Genomic DNA, 15,962 nt, shown 5'->3' with positions numbered 1-15,962 from the left:
TGCGTTTATCTGTATCGACATGAGCAAGGGGTAAAAATTGGCGCTTATCGTACAGAAATATGGTGGCTCTTCTGTATCGGATACCGATGCCATACAACGCGTTGCTAAACGTATTCTTGCCACAAAAGCAGCTGGTAACGATGTTGCAGTAGTTGTTTCCGCAATGGGAGACACTACTGACGATTTAATTGATCAAGCAATGAGCGTAAATGCGCATCCTCCTGCTCGCGAAATGGACATGCTTATGACAGCAGGTGAGCGCATTTCTATGAGTTTGCTTGCAATGGCTATTCATGCTCAAGGCTCGCACGCCTACTCTTTTACCGGTTCGCAAGCAGGTTTTATGACCGACACTCAATTTGGTGCAGCTCGTATTCGTGCAGTCAAACCGGACCGTGTTCGTCGTGCGCTTAGTAAGGGAAGCGTTGCGATTGTTGCCGGATTCCAAGGAATTAGTGAAATAGGGGATGACACTACTCTTGGTCGTGGAGGTTCAGATACTTCAGCAGTTGCTCTTGCAGTTGCTTTAGGAGCTGACATTTGTGAAATTTATACAGATGTTGATGGCGTTTTCACTGCGGATCCTCGTATTGTGCCAACTGCTAAGCGAATCCCAGTTATTGATTACGATTCTATGCTTGAAATGTCTTCATGCGGTTCGCGTGTGCTTGCGTTGCGTTGCGTTGAGTATGCGCAGCGTTTTAGTATGCCTCTTCATGTGCGAAGCTCATTTTCGCGCAGGAACGGAACGCTTATTGTTCCGCGCAATGTAGATCCGCATACTTTACCTAATTTGAGTTAATTTTAAGTATTAGAAAATAAGCAAGTATAGTCTGTAAATAAGAAAGCAAATTCGTTACATATAGCTAGCAAGTAGAAATTAAGGGCGGTAATAATGGTAAATCAGGATATTCGTTCTACCATGGGTGATTTGTTCCCAGATTTAGGTGTTGAAACGCCTATTATTTCAGGTATTGCGCATGATCGCAGCGAATCTATGATTACAGTTCGTGGAATTCCAGATATTCCTGGAATGGCTGCGAAAGTGTTCAATACTCTCGCAAAAGCTAATGCAAATATAGATATGATTGCTCAAGCAAGCGCATCTACTGGTACTGCGGATATTTCTCTTACTGCTCCTAGCTCGTCGATGAAAGCAATTTGTAAAGTTCTTGAAGAAGCTCGCGACGAATTGAAGTTCACTTCTATGGACGTGGATCCTACCGTTGGTAAGGTAGCAGTGGTTGGCGTCGGTATGAAAACACATTCTGGTTTAGCTGCTACGTTCTTTACAGCATTAAGTGATCATGGCATTAATACGCTAATGATTTCCACTTCGGAAATTCGTATTGCTGCTTTAGTGCCGGTTGATCAGCTTGATGAAGCAGTACGCGCTTTGCACACTGCTTACGGCTTGGACGCAAATCAGATTGAAGCTGTTGTGTACGGCGGAAGCGGTCGCTGAAGCACCGAAATTATTGGCATTCTGTTAAGGGAGCAAAAAATGACGATTATCAATGAAACAGGCGTGAACGTAGCTGTTTTAGGTGCCACTGGCCAGGTTGGTATGGTAATGCGCCGTGTGCTCGATGAGCGCGACTTTCCGATTCATGATTTGCGATTCATGGCTTCTGCTCATTCTGCAGGAACAGTTTTGCAATACCGCGGCAAAGATGTTGTTGTAGAAGACGTTGAGAAAGCAGATTTGCGCGGAATTGATATTGCTATTTTCTCTGCAGGCGGTGGCACTTCAAAAATTTGGGCACCAAAATTTGCTGAAGCTGGCGCAATCGTAGTTGACAATTCTTCTCAATGGCGCATGCACGACGACGTGCCGCTGGTAGTCGCGGAAGTAAATCCTGAAGATTTGGACACAATTCCTAGCGGAATCGTAGCAAATCCTAATTGCACAACAATGGCTTGCATGCCAGTATTGAAGCCGCTTGCTGACGCTTTTGGCTTAAAGAGACTAATAGTATCTTCTTATCAGGCTGTTTCGGGAGCTGGCCGCGCTGGAGCTTTACAACTTATGAACGAAGCTCAAGCTGCGATAAATCAAGGAGCTGACAAATTAGTTTTTGATGGTAGCGCTATTGATTTTCCGGAACCTACGAAAGTTGCTCGCACTATTGCTTTTAATGTTGTGCCATTTATTGGAGCAATTGTTGACGACGGTTCTGAAGAAACTGACGAAGAGCAAAAGTTGCGTAATGAAAGTCGTAAGATTTTGCACTTACCAAATCTTGCAGCATCCTGCACTTGCGTGCGCGTAGGCGTTTTTACTGGCCACGGTATGAGTGTTAATGCTGAGTTCGATCATGACGTAACGCCGGATATGGCTCGCGAAGTGCTTAGTAGCGCGGCTGGAGTTGAGCTTAACGAAATTCCAACTCCTCAGCTTGCTGCAGGAAAATCAGCAAGCTATGTTGGTCGTATTCGCCAAGATCAAGCTGTGGATGGAAAGCGCGGATTAGCAATGTTTATTACTAACGATAACTTGCGTAAAGGTGCTGCACTAAACGCTGTTCAGTTGGCAGAAATTATTTCTAAAAAGCGCAATTTTGCTTAATAATATTAAAATTAAGCGCTCGCGATTATAAAAATCTTTGCGTAAACTGGAAGTATGTCAATAGCATCGGAAGAAATACAGCAGCAACTCGACCGCATTGTGGCGCTTGGATACCCGGATGTGGCGGATATGAGCGCTGATGCTTTTCGTAAGCTTGCTTGTCCGCTGCTAAAAGCGCTTGAAAATAGCGATTTGGGTGAGGATATTTTATTAGTGCCTACTCGCGAGCTTGTTTCGCCTGAATCATTGATTTCGCGAACAAGCATTAATCGCATGGCTGGGTTTACTACTATGCCTCCGCGCGATATTGCAAGTTTTCTACCGCAAAATGGTTTAGAGCAGCCTGAAGGACCGTTCTACTTGGTTATTAGTCCGCATACTGGTGGCTCGTATTTGAACCGTGAGCCTGATGTTGCTCGTAAACTTATTGATTCCGACGAACGCTTGCCTCTTACTTTGGAAGAAGGACTTGCGCTTGTTACTCAGCACACTGACTGGCTTGAAAGTAAGAATGGTTTTAACCTTCTCGGTTCTCAAAGTGCGGATGGTAGAGTTCCAAGCATTTGGATGAGCCAGGGTGCTCCTCGTTTAGGCGCAGTATGGCCGAATTCCAGGCATACTTGGCTTGGTAATGCGTATTGTATGGATCGGCTTGGGCCCTCGCGTATTTAAGTCGAAATTCATAAAATATTCACAACTATCAAGTAAAATAATCAAGTAAAATAATTACAAAAATAAATAATCGGTAGCAAAGTTGAAACCAAATCTCAACGTATGATATTCATAAAAGGTGCATTGTGGCGTACATAACATTTGATCATGTTGTAAAAGAATATCCGTCCGGTTCTTCAGTTGTTAGAGCTTTGGACGATGCTAGTTTTACGGCTGAACGTGGCCAGCTTACAGTAATTTTGGGCGCTTCGGGTGCTGGAAAAACTACGGCATTAAATATTTTAGGTGGAATGGATACTGCAACAAGCGGTCGAGTTGTTGTTGGCCATTGTGATGTTACTAAGCTCAAAGGTAGGAGTTTAGTGCGTTACCGTCGTGAAGATATTGGTTTTGTTTTCCAGTTTTACAATCTTGTGCCAAATTTGACTGCTCTTGAAAACGTTGAATTGGCTTCACAGATTTGTTCAGATCATTTTGATCCTGCAAAAATGCTTAAGGATGTTGGCTTAGGCGACCGTCTTCACAATTTCCCAGCGCAACTTTCTGGCGGCGAACAGCAGCGAGTATCTATTGCGCGCGCTCTTGCTAAAAAACCTAAGATTCTTCTATGCGATGAGCCTACAGGAGCTTTGGATTACGAAACCGGAAAAGCTGTATTGCAATTATTGCAAGATATTTGCAAAACGGAAGGAATGACGGTACTTATTATTACGCATAATGCTGCAATCGCACCTATGGCACATAAAGTTGTGCGTTTCCGCTCGGGGAAAGTAGTAAGCGAGACTATACAAGAGAATCCTATGGCCATTGCTGATATTGAGTGGTGATTTAAGTGAGTGCATTATTTATTAGCGCCGTTAGAATGTGGATTCATCAATGGCGTCGTTTTTGCGTTCTAGCAGTTATTGCAATGCTTGGCGTTGCTGTTATGACAGGAATTTACGCCGGCTGCAATGACATGCTTCTTGGCACGGACAGCATGTATTCAAAATTGCGTGCTTACGATTTGCAAATCGTGTCTACTTTAGGATTAACTAAAGATGACGTTGCAGCTCTTCGCAAATTACCTATCGTAAGTGAAGTTGAAGCGGAACGTTCGTGGAAAGCTACGGCTCATCCATCAGATGATGCAACTTCTTCGTACGCAATGAATCTTGTGCACTATGTTGACTTGCATAAAAAACTGAATCGTTTGCACTTACTACACGGCACTATGCCTTCTAATAATCGCGAAGCTGTTGTAACTCAACGATTTTTGCACGATAGCGGCTTAAAGATTGGAAGTACTGTTGTTGTAAATCTGCAAAAATCAACTTCGGCAAATAGCAGCTCTTCAAATAAAAACTCTTCAAATAATAAAAAAGATGAATTTGAAACATACCGTCTTCTAATTACTGGCAGCGTGCTTGACAGTAATGATTTAAATAATCCTGACGGATACCAATCTAAAGCTTTTCGTAACTCTGTAACATCTCGCTACCCAATATTCACTTCTTTTATGCCTAATAGCGCAAGTAATTCGCCATATTCTGCAATATCTGTGCGATTAAATGAAGCTGAAAAAGTTAGCGCTTTCTCCAAAAAGTATCGTGCTATTGTTGATGACGCATCGGAAGAAATTCGCGCTCGCGTGCAATCTAGTCGCGAAAAAGCTCGGCATAATCAAGTTGTTGACGCATTAGTTAATTTTGAAACAAAACGTATTATTGCCACTAATCCAAAGCTTCAACGCATTCCTGCTGCCGCAAAGGAGAAGGTAAAGAAGCAGATTAGTGAGAAAATTCGTAAGAAAATTAAGCCGGAAATTCAGAAGAAAGTTCCTCAAGCTCAATGGCATATTGCAACGCGTATTTCAAACGACAGCTACGCTAGTTTGCGTTCGGACGTTGCTTCAATTCAGTCGCTTGGTTACGCTTTTCCTGCAGTGTTTCTTGTAGTTGCAATGATGATGAGCTTAACAGCTATGGCTCGCATGGTTGAAGAAGAGCGCGGTCTTATTGGCACATACTTAAGCCTAGGTTACGGTCGTTCTGCTGCAGTAACAAGGCACGCATTCTTCGCTATTTTTGCTTGCTTTATTGGCGGCGGAATTGGAGATATTGTTGGGTTCCTTGCAATTCCGTCGCTTCTGTTGAAGATTTTGCGAGGACTTTATGCTGTTCCAGACATTCGCTTGCGTTACGACTGGCTGTACGGTTCTTTGTGCGTTCTAGCATTTGTGATTCCGGTTGCTATATGCACAATAGTTGTGAGCTGGCGTGAAACCAGGCAGGTGCCTGCAGCTTTGCTTCGTCCAAAAGCGCCTAAAGCTGGAGCGCGCGTTTTGCTTGAGCGATTGCCTTGGATTTGGAAACGAATGAGCTTCCTCAATAAGGTAACTATTCGCAATTTGGCGCGTTTTAAAGGTCGTTTATGCATGACAATTGGCGGCGTTGCCGGCTGCACTGCGCTTATTGTGTGTGGACTTGCTTTAAACGATACCGTAGCGACTTTAGGTATTCGTCAATATGAAGGAATTTATCGTTACGATATGATTGCGATTTCTACTCCAGATTCTTTCAACAATATGAAGCAAGGTATAGAAAAAGATAAGTCGAATAATTTAGTCAAAACTATACTTCCTGCTTATGTAAGTTCCGGAGAGATTGCAAAACATCAAAACGCGCAAAACAATGGCAAATCTAAGCACAATAATGTAGAAGATGCTGAAAGCGTACAAATGATTGTTGTAAAAGATACATCTACTTTGGCTCGTCTTGTGCGCTTGCAAAATATTGACAATAATTTGCAAACTGTTGAGCTTACGGATGACGGTCCTCTTCTTTCGCAAAGCGCTGCAGCTTCTTTGGATATTAATCGTGGCGATGAAATTACTGTAACTAATACAAGCTTTAAGCGAGCAACAGTAAAAGTTCGTGCTATTGTTCGAAATCTCATAGGTTCCAACATGTACATGACTCAGCGTTGCTACGAGCGCTTATTTAATGCTAAAAGTAGTAAGTCTTTAAAGCATAATGCGTTGATCTTGCGACTGCTAGGCAATGATAATAAGAAAATCAAATATGCGAATGGTATTTCTGAGCGAGATGGAGTTCTCGCAGTTATGAATATTACGCGCATGAAGCATGCTTTTAGTTTCGATCTTATGAATGCTGTAGTTGCGTTAATTGTAACTTTGGCTGCAGGTTTGGCTTTGGCAGTGCTATTTACCTTGTCTAGTACGAATATTTCGGAGCGCTCGCGCGAAATGGCAACGCTTAAAGTGCTTGGTTTTTATAAGCGCGAAGTGCATTCTTATATTCACAAAGAAATGCTTACTCTTACAATAATTGGCATTATTGTTGGATTGCCTCTTGGAAGATTAATTGCAGGATTGCTAACTAAAGCTTTGCGAATGCCGTCTTTGTATTTCGAAGTAGAGGTTTCTCCACTAAGTTATTGCATTGCGGGAGTTGCAACTCTAATCTTTGCGCTGATTGTGCAATGGGCTAATAATCCTGCGCTAGACAGAATCGATCCTGTTAGCTCGCTTAAAAGCGTTGAGTGACGGCAGCTTAGTAGTCGTGATTTATTCGTGATTTAATTGCGGAAAGTTTAGTTGCGGAAACTTAAGTGCTGCTGCGAGAAAAGTATAAATTAGCGAATAGTTACGGGGTTCATATAAACTTGTAATTTCGTGATTGCTAAGAAATGGAGTTTTAATAATGAGTGAGATTGCCAATAGTGACATTAATGTAGATTCTACGAATGCAGAATCTACAGTAGCACAAAATAGCACATCTTCTCATAATCAATCTTCCTGCGCAACTTCCGCTGCAACTTCCGCTGCATCTACAACGGAGAGCGAAGCTAGTAGCACAAATCAAATGGAACGCAGCCTCACCAAGCGTCATGTGCAATTTATTGCTATCGGCGGCACAATTGGTACGGGCTTATTCCTTGGATCTGGAAAATCAATTAGCTTAACTGGCCCAAGTATTGTATTAGTTTACATTATTGTTGGCTTGATTATGTTCTTGCTTATGCGTGGCATTGGCGAGTTAATGTACAAAGATCCGAATCAGCATACTTTTATCAGTTTTATTACGCGCTATCTTGGCAGAGGATGGGGTAATTTTGCTGGATGGTCGTACTGGTTTGTGCTTGTGCTAATTGGCATGAGTGAAATTACGGCTGTTAGCACGTACTGCGTCACATTCTTCCAAACTTTCGATATTGACGTAAGTCATTGGAAATGGCTTATAGAAGTAGTGTTTTTAGCTGCTTTAGTGTGCATTAATTTAGTGGCGGTTAAGCTGTTTGGAGAAACAGAATTCTGGTTCTCTATGATTAAAATTACGCTGATTGTGGCGCTTATTGTAACCGCTGTAGTTATGGCTTTGATTGGTTACCATTACCCTGCAACGCCTTTGCACGGTGGCGTAATAAGTCCTGCCGGGCATGCTGGCTTGGATAATATTTTCCACAATTTTTCGCTTATGCCTAATGGTTGGTTGGCTTTCTTAATGAGCTTCCAAATGGTGTTCTATGCGTACCAGCTTATTGAATTTGTTGGCGTAACTGTTTCGGAAACTAAGAACCCTCGCCATGTTTTGCCAAAGGCTGTGAACGAGATTATCATGCGCGTTTTGATTTTCTATGTTGGCGCTCTTGTGGCAATTATGCTTATTGTGCCTTGGCAGCAGTTTAAAGCTACGAATGCTGAGGGCGTGTTTATGTCGCCGTTCATTATGGTGTTCCAGTACGCTGGCTTGCATTGGGCTTCAGCACTTGTGTTCTTTGTGGTTATTACGGCCGCTTCTTCTGCGCTTAACTCTTTGCTGTATTCTGCCGGCCGCCACATGTATCAGATTGCTCTTGAATCTCCATCGCCAATTTTGGGCAAGTTGCGTAAGGTTTCTCGCACTAAAGTTCCTGCTCGCGCAATTTTGTTCTCAGGTGCGTTGATTCTTCTTTCTCCTGTAATTAATTCCATTCCTGGCGTACATGGTGCGTTTATTTTGTTTGCTTCTGCATCTTCTGCAGTAATAATCATGATTTACATTTTGATTATGGTTACGCACCGTAAGTATCGCATGTCTGCTGACTTTATGCCGGATGGCTTCGTAATGCCTCACTACAAGTTACTTAATTCACTTACTATTGCGTTCTTTGTTTTTGTGTATATTACGCTGTTTATTAGCGAAGATACTCGTGTTTCTGCAATTGGTGGATTAGTTTGGCTTGTGCTGTTTGGTGGTTATTGCGCGCTTCATGAGCGTTGGCAGAATCGTGATTTAGCTGAAGCTTTGGGCAAGTAAGGTATCTCTTTACGTTATTTCTGTTATGCTTGCTGTGTGCGAATTATTGTTGCAGATTGCAGTGCTGAATATACAGGTAGATTGAATGCTACGCTTCCGCTATCTAAGCGAGTGCTACTTATTAAAGCAGATGGCAGCGTGCTTATTTTTTCGGAGCTTGGTGCATACAAGCCGCTTAATTGGATGGTTGCTCCTTGCACTATGCGTGTTCTTAGTAAAGAAGACAGTGCGTGTAAAGAAAGCAGTGCGCGTAAAGAAGACAGTAACGAATCTGATTCTGGCATTGTTGCAGATGGGTGCATTTTGCGTGTTTCTGCAGATAAAAGCGATGATTTGCTTATGATTTCGCTTAATCATGTTTATAGCGATAATACTTACGATTTGGGCGAGGACCCGGGCTTGGTTAAGGATGGCGTTGAGGACCATTTGCAGCGCTATTTAGCTGAGCAAATTGAGCGTATTGGTGATGGCGCAACTTTGGTGCGCCGTGAGTATCCGACTGCTATTGGCCCGGTGGATATTATGGCTCAGGACGCGGATGGTGTGCATGTGGCGATTGAGATTAAACGTCACGGTGGTATTGACGGCGTTGAGCAGCTTACGCGCTACTGCGAGTTGTTGAACAGGGATCCTTTGCTTAAACCTGTTCGTGGCATTTTTGCGGCTCAAACTATTAGTCCACAAGCACGTGTTTTGGCGGAAGATCGTGGCTTTACTTGTTTAATTCTTGACTATGACGACATGCGTGGTGTGGAGTCCACAGACCTTCGTCTTTTTTAATTTAAAGTATTCTATTCTATACAGAATTTGTTACGTAAGTTTATATACAAAAATGCCGCGCACGTTTTCGCATGCGCGGCATAAATGATTAATAGCAAATCACTTAGTAATCAATTAATAATCACCTAAATAACTTAGTAATTACTAAGCAATCACGAAGCGTAAAGAATATCGACTACGAAGTACAGCGTTGAATTTGCAGGAATTATTACGTTGCCCTTTGCGTCCTTTTTGTCTTCCTTGCCATATCCATCACTTGGAGGAATTGCAAGCAATACTTGTGAACCGACTTTCTTTCCAGCCAAACCCTTTGTCCAACCTGGTATTACGCCTCCTGCAAGAGAGAATTCTGCAGGCTGCTTGCGATCCCAAGAGGAATCGAACTGGTGAAGTTTGCCGTCTTTATCGGTAGTCCAACCAGTGTAATGAGCGGAAACTGTGTCTTTTGCTGTTACAGTTTTTCCGGTTCCTTCAATCAAAGTTTGAGAAACAAGCTTTCCATCTGACCTATAGCCGTTCAAATCAAGGGAAGGCCTTCCGGAAGCATCGCGAGTAACCTTTGGCAATCCCGCTGGAATATCGGTTACTTCTTTACCATTCGCACGGCTTAATGCTTTCGCACGCGAAACCATTGTGAGAACCATAATGTAGGAAGGATTTTTATTACCGCCATCTATGCCAAAAGCGATTGTTGTATTAATCTTCTTGCCTTTAATTAAAGCGTAGTATGGTCGGCTTGTTGAAGTCTTATTAATGGAAATTGAGCAATCGAGTCTGCCCTTATCCCAAGTATTCATTAATTCTTTGCCATCTTTGGCGTTCAATACAATGCCTTGCGAGCATACGCGGTCGCCTTCTTTAATGGTTTGACCGTTGCCGTGTTGCAAAATTGCGTATGAATTTCGTTTTACTTTAACTGGAGTTTGTAGATTAATTTTTGGCTTTTTACCGAGTTCTCCAGAAGCGCTTACGCCCTCTAATAATTGCATACCTGCTTTTTGCGCATTCTCATCAGCAGCGCCATTTGTGCTACTTGCATTTCCGCTACAGGAAGCTAATCCTACGCATAATGCTACTGTGCTAATAGCAGCAAAAGCGCGCATTATTAAGGATTTTTGTTTCAATATTGTGGTTTTTTGCATATGATTACACTACCGCTTGATGTTGATTTTTAATTCAAATCTTCAACTGGTATGAAAAGATTGTAGAATAGTAGCGTTATGACGAATATCAACAACTCTTCTGAAAAAGAAGGACAGCCGATGCGACGACTAACATTGCGCGCTAAAATTATGCGAGGTATTGTAGCTCCATTTTTTGCCGTGCTGGCAGTATTGAGTGTTGCTCTTGGTGTTGCGAATGCAACTTTCTGGAAGCCAAATGACGTAGTTATTGCATATACGAAAGTAACTGGAACTCGTTATATTGTTACGGATCCAGGCGTGCTTAATTTGGTCGATAATCGAGTTCGTGTAAGCGTTGCAGCTTTGCACACTCGTAAGCCTATTTGCGTGGCTGTTGGCTTAACAAAAGATGTTCGTGGGTGGATTGCTGGTTCTTCAGTACAGCGTATTACAGGTTTGCACGATTGGAATAATCTTTCTGTAAAGAAAGTATCCGTAAAAAATAAAGTGGCTGCAGAAGCTAGTACGGATAGCGATGATCCGGATGTTCCGTTCAAAAAATCTAATTTATGGCCGATTGTTACATGCCAGTTAGGTTTAGCAAAGTTGGCAATAAATACAGCTGATTATGTGCAAACTGCCGGTTCTGCTTCTTATGATCATGCAGTTGCAACAGGCGCTATGAAGAAATCCAAAGATAGTGCAAAAAATGCTTCGAATCATAAGGATGCTCGTTCTATTAGAATTCGCTCGCAAGCTGCTAAGCGCGTACTGCTAATTGATTTAGGAGATAATTCGCCTGAGGCTTCTATAGAATTACGCTGGCGTAGGCATCAAGTTCCAGATTTTGCTACTCCTTTGTACTTTATTGCGGTGCTTTTTGCGGCACTTTCGCTTCTTGCTGCAACTATTTTTGCAATGGAACCGCATCGTCGACGCAATAAGCAGCTTGTGGCAAGTCGTTCAGGAGTATTGACAGTAAAGTCTGCTCGAAGTGAAGAAGTTTCATTTATTGAAGCTTTTGCCGGCACATGGTCTGGAATGTTCGGTCATAAGCATCATAAAAAGTCTTCTGGTTCTCATGCTCGTCATGGTTCGCATGCGCGCAATCATAAAAATTCATCTTACGAAGGAAATAATCAAATTGATGATAATAAGCAGGTTCGTACTGCTTATGCCTCAACAGCTGTATCTTCTACAGATTCTTTGGCTGAAACTACTGTTATTTCGCAAGATGAGCTTCTTGCGTTTGCGGCTCGTTTTTCTCAACAGCATGACGCAAATTCTAAATTTAATTCTGTAGATTCTGCTGATTCTGCTGATTCTGTAGATTCTGCTGATTCTGTGGATTCTTCTAAAGATAGCGCAAAAGATAGTACAAAAGATATCGCAAAAGATAGCGCAAACTCTAAGCCTGAAGATTACGCTGAATCTAAAGAAAATTCTTATTCAAATAAAAATAAGCAAGATAACAAACGTAAGCAAAATGCGCAGAATAGGAAGAATTCTCAAAATAACAATCGCAAAAATAAGAGTAATGGCGAGGCACAGAATCAATCTGATTCTAAAAATAAAAATGAATCGCGCAATAAGCATGGTTTGCAAAATAAATCTAATTCGCGCGGTAAATATGGCTCGCAAAATAAGCAAGGCAAAGATAATAATCGGAATAATCAAAATAATCCGAATAATCCGAATAATCAGAACAATCAGAACAATCAACGCACGAATGACGGGTCTGATAAATCTAAAAAGCAATCGAAACAGCAGAATAAGCAGCAATCTCGTAATAATCGTCGTGGATATCACGGCAGCAATAACAATAGCCGCTATCGCAAAAATAGCAAAGGTTACCGAGGCAATTCCTCGAGTGAGCGAGGCAATGAGCAACATGCGTAATATGAACATTAATATTGGCGAAAGTAACGGCAGAAACTCAAATAAAATGTTTCGCAATGCGTTAACTTTCGTAGCAAGTGTATTGTCAATTTTTATGGTTGCAGGATTGTCTGCTTGCGATGGCCAGGTGCCTAAGCCTGCTGAAGTTCATAGCAGCCAGGAATCGCCTAACGTAACAATGCTGCAAGAAAAAGATATTCGTCTTGGATTGCTTCGTGCGTTGGAACGTGCGAATGACGAAAAAAACGTAAATATGTTGCCGCAAGCTGTTTCTGGACCAGCTTTAGATATTCGTGCAAGTGAGCTTACAATTGCCGGAAAACTAGGAAATTTGGATCCAAAAACTGCAATCCCTAGAGTTGCTGCGCAAACTATTGTGCCAACTAATCCTGGCTGGCCGCGTGATCTTATGACAATTACCACAACAACTAAAGATCAGCAGTCAAAGCGTCTATTGGTGTTGCGTCAGCAGCGTGCGCATTCAAATTACAAGCTTTGGGCTGTTGCTAGATTGTTCCCTGGAGTGCATCTTCCTAAATTTGCTGTGCCAAGCATCGGCTCTTCAATGGGTAAAGCTAACGATAAGGGCCTAGTTATGACTCCAGAGGCAGCGGTAGCAGCATATTCTGACGTATTGCAACACGGAAACGAAAGTAAATATGCTAAGCATTTTGAAGATGATTATTTGCGGAAAAAATTAACTGAACTTTCTAAAGCTGTGCAAGCTGGTCTTGAGCGCAACAAAGGCTCGCAAGAGCAGGTATTTACTCCTAATTTGAAACAAATTAGTATTATGCGCTCGAGCGATGGTAGTGACTTAGTTGTGGCTCGTATTGATTCCGTATGGACGCGTTCTGCTGGAGCTGGTCGTGAATCTCGACCTGCTTCGGATGAAGAAAAAGCATTATTTGGTGACGAAAAAGCAAAAGGTACTATGCGCGTAACGTATGTAAATGTAATTGCGTTAGTTGTGCCTCCAGCTGGATCTCATATGAAAATCATGCCTGTTGGTGCGGAACGTCAGCCGATTAAAGTAGAAGCTTTGTAAGACTTCGTAAAGCTTTGTAAATTTTCATAAATCTTCACAAGTAGTTTTCAGAAGCACAACTTAAGTGCTGGAAAGAGGCAATAATGGTGAGTGGTCAAGCGCAAGGCATGAATCCTGGAGGATTTTCGCTTGCTGGAGCTGTAGATTTAGAGGGTGTAAAGCGTCGCGTAGAAGCGCAAGCTAAGCAGGCAGCTAAGGCTTCTGGAAGTAATGGCGCCTCTTCAGTGGGAGCTCCAAAAGCAGGCGGATACGTTATTGATGTAAATGAGCAATCTTTCCAAGCAATGGTTCAAACTTCAGTAAGTTTCCCAATCATACTTTTGCTGTGGCAAGCCAATGATGAAGCGTATTATGACGTTGCTCAGAAATTGGCGGATGCTGTTAATGAGCTTGATGGTCGCATGCAATTAGCTCGTATTGATGCAGACGAGAATCCTACGATTGCGCAGGCTTTGCGCGCTCAGCAGCTTCCTGCAATTTATGGATTGGTTGGCGGTAGGCCGATGCCTATTGCTCAAGGTTTGCCTAGCGATGAAGAATTGCAGCAGATTTGTAGTGCAATTTTGCCGCAGTTGGTGCAAGTTGCGGAACGTTCCGGTGTTGCTGGAACTGCGCCTTTTGTTGAATCTTCAAACGAATCCGACGCGAATAGTTCTAAAGATGCAAATGCCGATACCGCTGATGCTGCTGATTCGGCTGATTCTAGCAATGTTGAGAATATTCCTCCAGCTCATGAGAAAGCTCACTCTCTTGCTATGCAAGGTGATTACGAAGGTGCAGCTAAGGAATACGCTAAATTGATTGAAGCTGATCCTCACGATTCACTCGCTTCTAGAGAACATGCTAAGGCTTTATTGCTTGCGCGTAATTCTAATACTGATGTTGCAGCAGTTAGAAAAAGTGCAGGAGATAATCCGGATAGTGTAGAAGCGCAACTTGCTGTAGCAGATGTTGATATGATTGATGGTCATATTGATGATGCTTTTGGTAGATTGCTTGATTTCCTGGCAAGCGGACACCGTAAAGATGCAGAAGAAGTGCGTGCGCGAATGATTGAATATTTTGCGATGCTTCCTGCTGACGATGCTCGATTAGCTCGTGCGCGTCGTCGTTTAGCTGTGCTGCTTTATTAATGTGATTATTTGCGACGCATTATTGATTATTGGCGGCATTCTATTTAGAAAAATATTTTGGAATATACAAACAAAAAAGCCAAGAACCACAACAATCGTGAGAAATTTGTGTGATCCTTGGCTTTAGTAGCGGGGCATGGATTTGAACCATGGACCTCTGGGTTATGAGCCCAGCGAGCTACCGAGCTGCTCCACCCCGCGTCGGCTACTTTTAGCAACTCTATCTACGATAGGTGCAAATTTAGATTTGTCAACTTTCGGGCGTGTTTCGCTGTATTTTAGCGGAAATTGCTATGTAGCAATGCGCTGCAAATACAGGCATAAACAAGTGTGGGGTATAATAAACACATGCCTATTAAGATTCCTGAAGGATTGCCTGCGCGCAGTATTTTAGATGCTGAGCGCATTTTTGCGTTGGAGCGCCCAGAAGCAGAACAGCAGGATGTGCGACCGTTACGATTGCTGATTTTGAATCTTATGCCCAAAAAAATCGAAACAGAAACCCAACTTTTGCGCCTTATTTCTAAGTCGCCTTTGCAAGTTGATGTCGATTTTATGAAGACTTCTACGCATGTATCAACTCATGTAAACGCAGATCATTTAGTAAAATTCTACGAAAATCTTGACGCACTTCGTAACAATTATTACGACGGCTTTGTAGTAACCGGCGCTCCAGTTGAGCATATGGAATTTGAGGATGTTGATTATTGGCCTGAATTCACGCAAATTCTTGACTGGGCATCAACGCACGTTTTTTCAACAATGTACTTATGTTGGGGAGCAATGGGCGCCCTTTACTATCGTTACGGCATAAAAAAGCATGTGCTTAACGAAAAAGTTTTCGGCGTATTTCCGCAATATTTGCAGGATGAATATTGCTTCCTTACTAACGGTTTTGACGAAATAGCATTGCAGCCGCATTCAAGAATAGCTGGAGTGAATATTGACGATATTGCTGCAGATAAGCGTTTGCAAATACTAACATGTGGACCTGAATCAGGCCCGGGCTTAGTTGCTACACGCGATTTTTCAGAGGTTTTTGCTCTTGGGCATTGGGAATATAGCAAAATGACTCTTGCTCAAGAATATGAGCGAGATATGGCAAAAGGCTTAAGTAACGTGCCGTTCCCGCATAACTATTTCCCTAATGATGATGCTAATTTGGAGCCACTTTTTTCTTGGCGTGCTCACGCGAATCTACTTTGGCGAAACTGGCTTAATTGGGTGTACGAAACGACGCCTTACAAGCTTTCCGATATTCCGCAGCTTCGTGCTACTGGAAAGCTTGGTACAGATCGTTCAATTCGGCATGAACCTGCCTCTCCGCGTATGGATAATTTCCTTCCGTTTAGCAACATGAAGTACGGCATGCATGAATAATTTTCGACACTGCGTAATTATGTACATGCGAAGAGTAGAATCAGCATTTAGATGTAT

The 15,962-nt window shown here is 42.5% G+C and carries 13 protein-coding genes and 1 tRNA gene; 12 read left to right on the top strand and 2 right to left on the bottom strand.

Translation table 11 applies throughout. The features are described from left to right. Positions 1–37 precede the first annotated feature (37 nt). The 8 genes from ACTJLE_RS00200 to nucS all read left to right on the top strand — a co-directional run bounded on the left by ACTJLE_RS00200 (position 38) and on the right by nucS (position 9,321). On the top strand, positions 38–802 hold the full coding sequence (locus ACTJLE_RS00200) for an aspartate kinase (protein WP_481266924.1): 765 nt from the start codon (positions 38–40) through the stop codon (positions 800–802). A gap of 93 nt (positions 803–895) precedes the next feature. After that, positions 896–1,465, top strand: coding sequence for an ACT domain-containing protein (locus tag ACTJLE_RS00195; protein ID WP_481266923.1), 570 nt, complete (start codon positions 896–898; stop codon positions 1,463–1,465). A gap of 39 nt (positions 1,466–1,504) precedes the next feature. Then, positions 1,505–2,569 (top strand): aspartate-semialdehyde dehydrogenase, encoded by a 1,065-nt coding sequence (locus ACTJLE_RS00190; RefSeq protein WP_481266922.1) that lies wholly within the window; start codon positions 1,505–1,507, stop codon positions 2,567–2,569. Between the two features lie 54 nt (positions 2,570–2,623). After that, positions 2,624–3,241: a DUF5701 family protein gene (locus ACTJLE_RS00185; RefSeq protein ID WP_481266921.1), complete on the top strand. Its 618-nt coding sequence runs from the start codon at positions 2,624–2,626 to the stop codon at positions 3,239–3,241. 125 nt (positions 3,242–3,366) lie between these two features. Next, positions 3,367–4,068: an ABC transporter ATP-binding protein gene (locus ACTJLE_RS00180; RefSeq protein WP_481266920.1), complete on the top strand. Its 702-nt coding sequence runs from the start codon at positions 3,367–3,369 to the stop codon at positions 4,066–4,068. Positions 4,069–4,103: 35 nt separating this feature from the next. Further along, positions 4,104–6,788: an ABC transporter permease gene (locus tag ACTJLE_RS00175; protein WP_481267090.1), complete on the top strand. Its 2,685-nt coding sequence runs from the start codon at positions 4,104–4,106 to the stop codon at positions 6,786–6,788. 319 nt (positions 6,789–7,107) lie between these two features. Next, positions 7,108–8,541, top strand: coding sequence for an amino acid permease (locus tag ACTJLE_RS00170; protein ID WP_481267089.1), 1,434 nt, complete (start codon positions 7,108–7,110; stop codon positions 8,539–8,541). A 36-nt stretch (positions 8,542–8,577) separates the two neighbouring features. Further along, positions 8,578–9,321: an endonuclease NucS gene (nucS, locus tag ACTJLE_RS00165; protein WP_481266919.1), complete on the top strand. Its 744-nt coding sequence runs from the start codon at positions 8,578–8,580 to the stop codon at positions 9,319–9,321. Positions 9,322–9,473: 152 nt separating this feature from the next. Here nucS and ACTJLE_RS00160 read toward each other — a convergent pair whose 3' ends face one another. Beyond that, on the bottom strand, positions 9,474–10,463 hold the full coding sequence (locus tag ACTJLE_RS00160; protein ID WP_481266918.1) for an FKBP-type peptidyl-prolyl cis-trans isomerase: 990 nt from the start codon (positions 10,461–10,463) through the stop codon (positions 9,474–9,476). A 78-nt stretch (positions 10,464–10,541) separates the two neighbouring features. Between ACTJLE_RS00160 and ACTJLE_RS00155 the strand changes: the two genes are divergently transcribed. The 3 genes from ACTJLE_RS00155 (at position 10,542) to ACTJLE_RS00145 (ending at position 14,525) form a co-directional block, all read left to right on the top strand. Beyond that, positions 10,542–12,344: a hypothetical protein gene (locus tag ACTJLE_RS00155; protein WP_481266917.1), complete on the top strand. Its 1,803-nt coding sequence runs from the start codon at positions 10,542–10,544 to the stop codon at positions 12,342–12,344. A 46-nt stretch (positions 12,345–12,390) separates the two neighbouring features. Then, entirely contained in the window at positions 12,391–13,392 is a 1,002-nt protein-coding gene (locus ACTJLE_RS00150) for a DUF8094 domain-containing protein (RefSeq protein WP_481267088.1), read from the top strand. An 83-nt stretch (positions 13,393–13,475) separates the two neighbouring features. Beyond that, positions 13,476–14,525: a tetratricopeptide repeat protein gene (locus ACTJLE_RS00145; protein WP_481266916.1), complete on the top strand. Its 1,050-nt coding sequence runs from the start codon at positions 13,476–13,478 to the stop codon at positions 14,523–14,525. A gap of 127 nt (positions 14,526–14,652) precedes the next feature. Here ACTJLE_RS00145 and ACTJLE_RS00140 read toward each other — a convergent pair. Continuing rightward, a tRNA-Met gene (locus tag ACTJLE_RS00140) sits at positions 14,653–14,726 on the bottom strand. Positions 14,727–14,873: 147 nt separating this feature from the next. Here ACTJLE_RS00140 and ACTJLE_RS00135 point away from each other — a divergent pair. Continuing rightward, complete coding sequence (locus ACTJLE_RS00135) at positions 14,874–15,905, top strand: homoserine O-succinyltransferase (RefSeq protein WP_481266915.1); 1,032 nt, start codon at positions 14,874–14,876, stop codon at positions 15,903–15,905. Positions 15,906–15,962: the final 57 nt, after the last annotated feature.

The sequence above is a fragment of the Gardnerella sp. CCPDSM genome (assembly GCF_056754715.1).
Note: the sequence above shows the minus strand (reverse complement) of the source record. Positions and strands in the feature narration are given on the sequence as shown.

Coding starts and splice junctions, on each gene's coding strand:
- ACTJLE_RS00170 (WP_481267089.1), top strand. CDS start 7,108: ATGGAACGCAGCCTCACCAAGCGTCATGTGCAATTTATTGCTATCGGC.
- ACTJLE_RS00150 (WP_481267088.1), top strand. CDS start 12,391: ATGTTTCGCAATGCGTTAACTTTCGTAGCAAGTGTATTGTCAATTTTT.
- ACTJLE_RS00195 (WP_481266923.1), top strand. CDS start 896: ATGGTAAATCAGGATATTCGTTCTACCATGGGTGATTTGTTCCCAGAT.
- ACTJLE_RS00135 (WP_481266915.1), top strand. CDS start 14,874: ATGCCTATTAAGATTCCTGAAGGATTGCCTGCGCGCAGTATTTTAGAT.
- ACTJLE_RS00185 (WP_481266921.1), top strand. CDS start 2,624: ATGTCAATAGCATCGGAAGAAATACAGCAGCAACTCGACCGCATTGTG.
- ACTJLE_RS00155 (WP_481266917.1), top strand. CDS start 10,542: ATGACGAATATCAACAACTCTTCTGAAAAAGAAGGACAGCCGATGCGA.
- ACTJLE_RS00145 (WP_481266916.1), top strand. CDS start 13,476: ATGGTGAGTGGTCAAGCGCAAGGCATGAATCCTGGAGGATTTTCGCTT.
- ACTJLE_RS00175 (WP_481267090.1), top strand. CDS start 4,104: ATGTGGATTCATCAATGGCGTCGTTTTTGCGTTCTAGCAGTTATTGCA.
- ACTJLE_RS00190 (WP_481266922.1), top strand. CDS start 1,505: ATGACGATTATCAATGAAACAGGCGTGAACGTAGCTGTTTTAGGTGCC.
- ACTJLE_RS00160 (WP_481266918.1), bottom strand. CDS start 10,463: ATGCAAAAAACCACAATATTGAAACAAAAATCCTTAATAATGCGCGCT.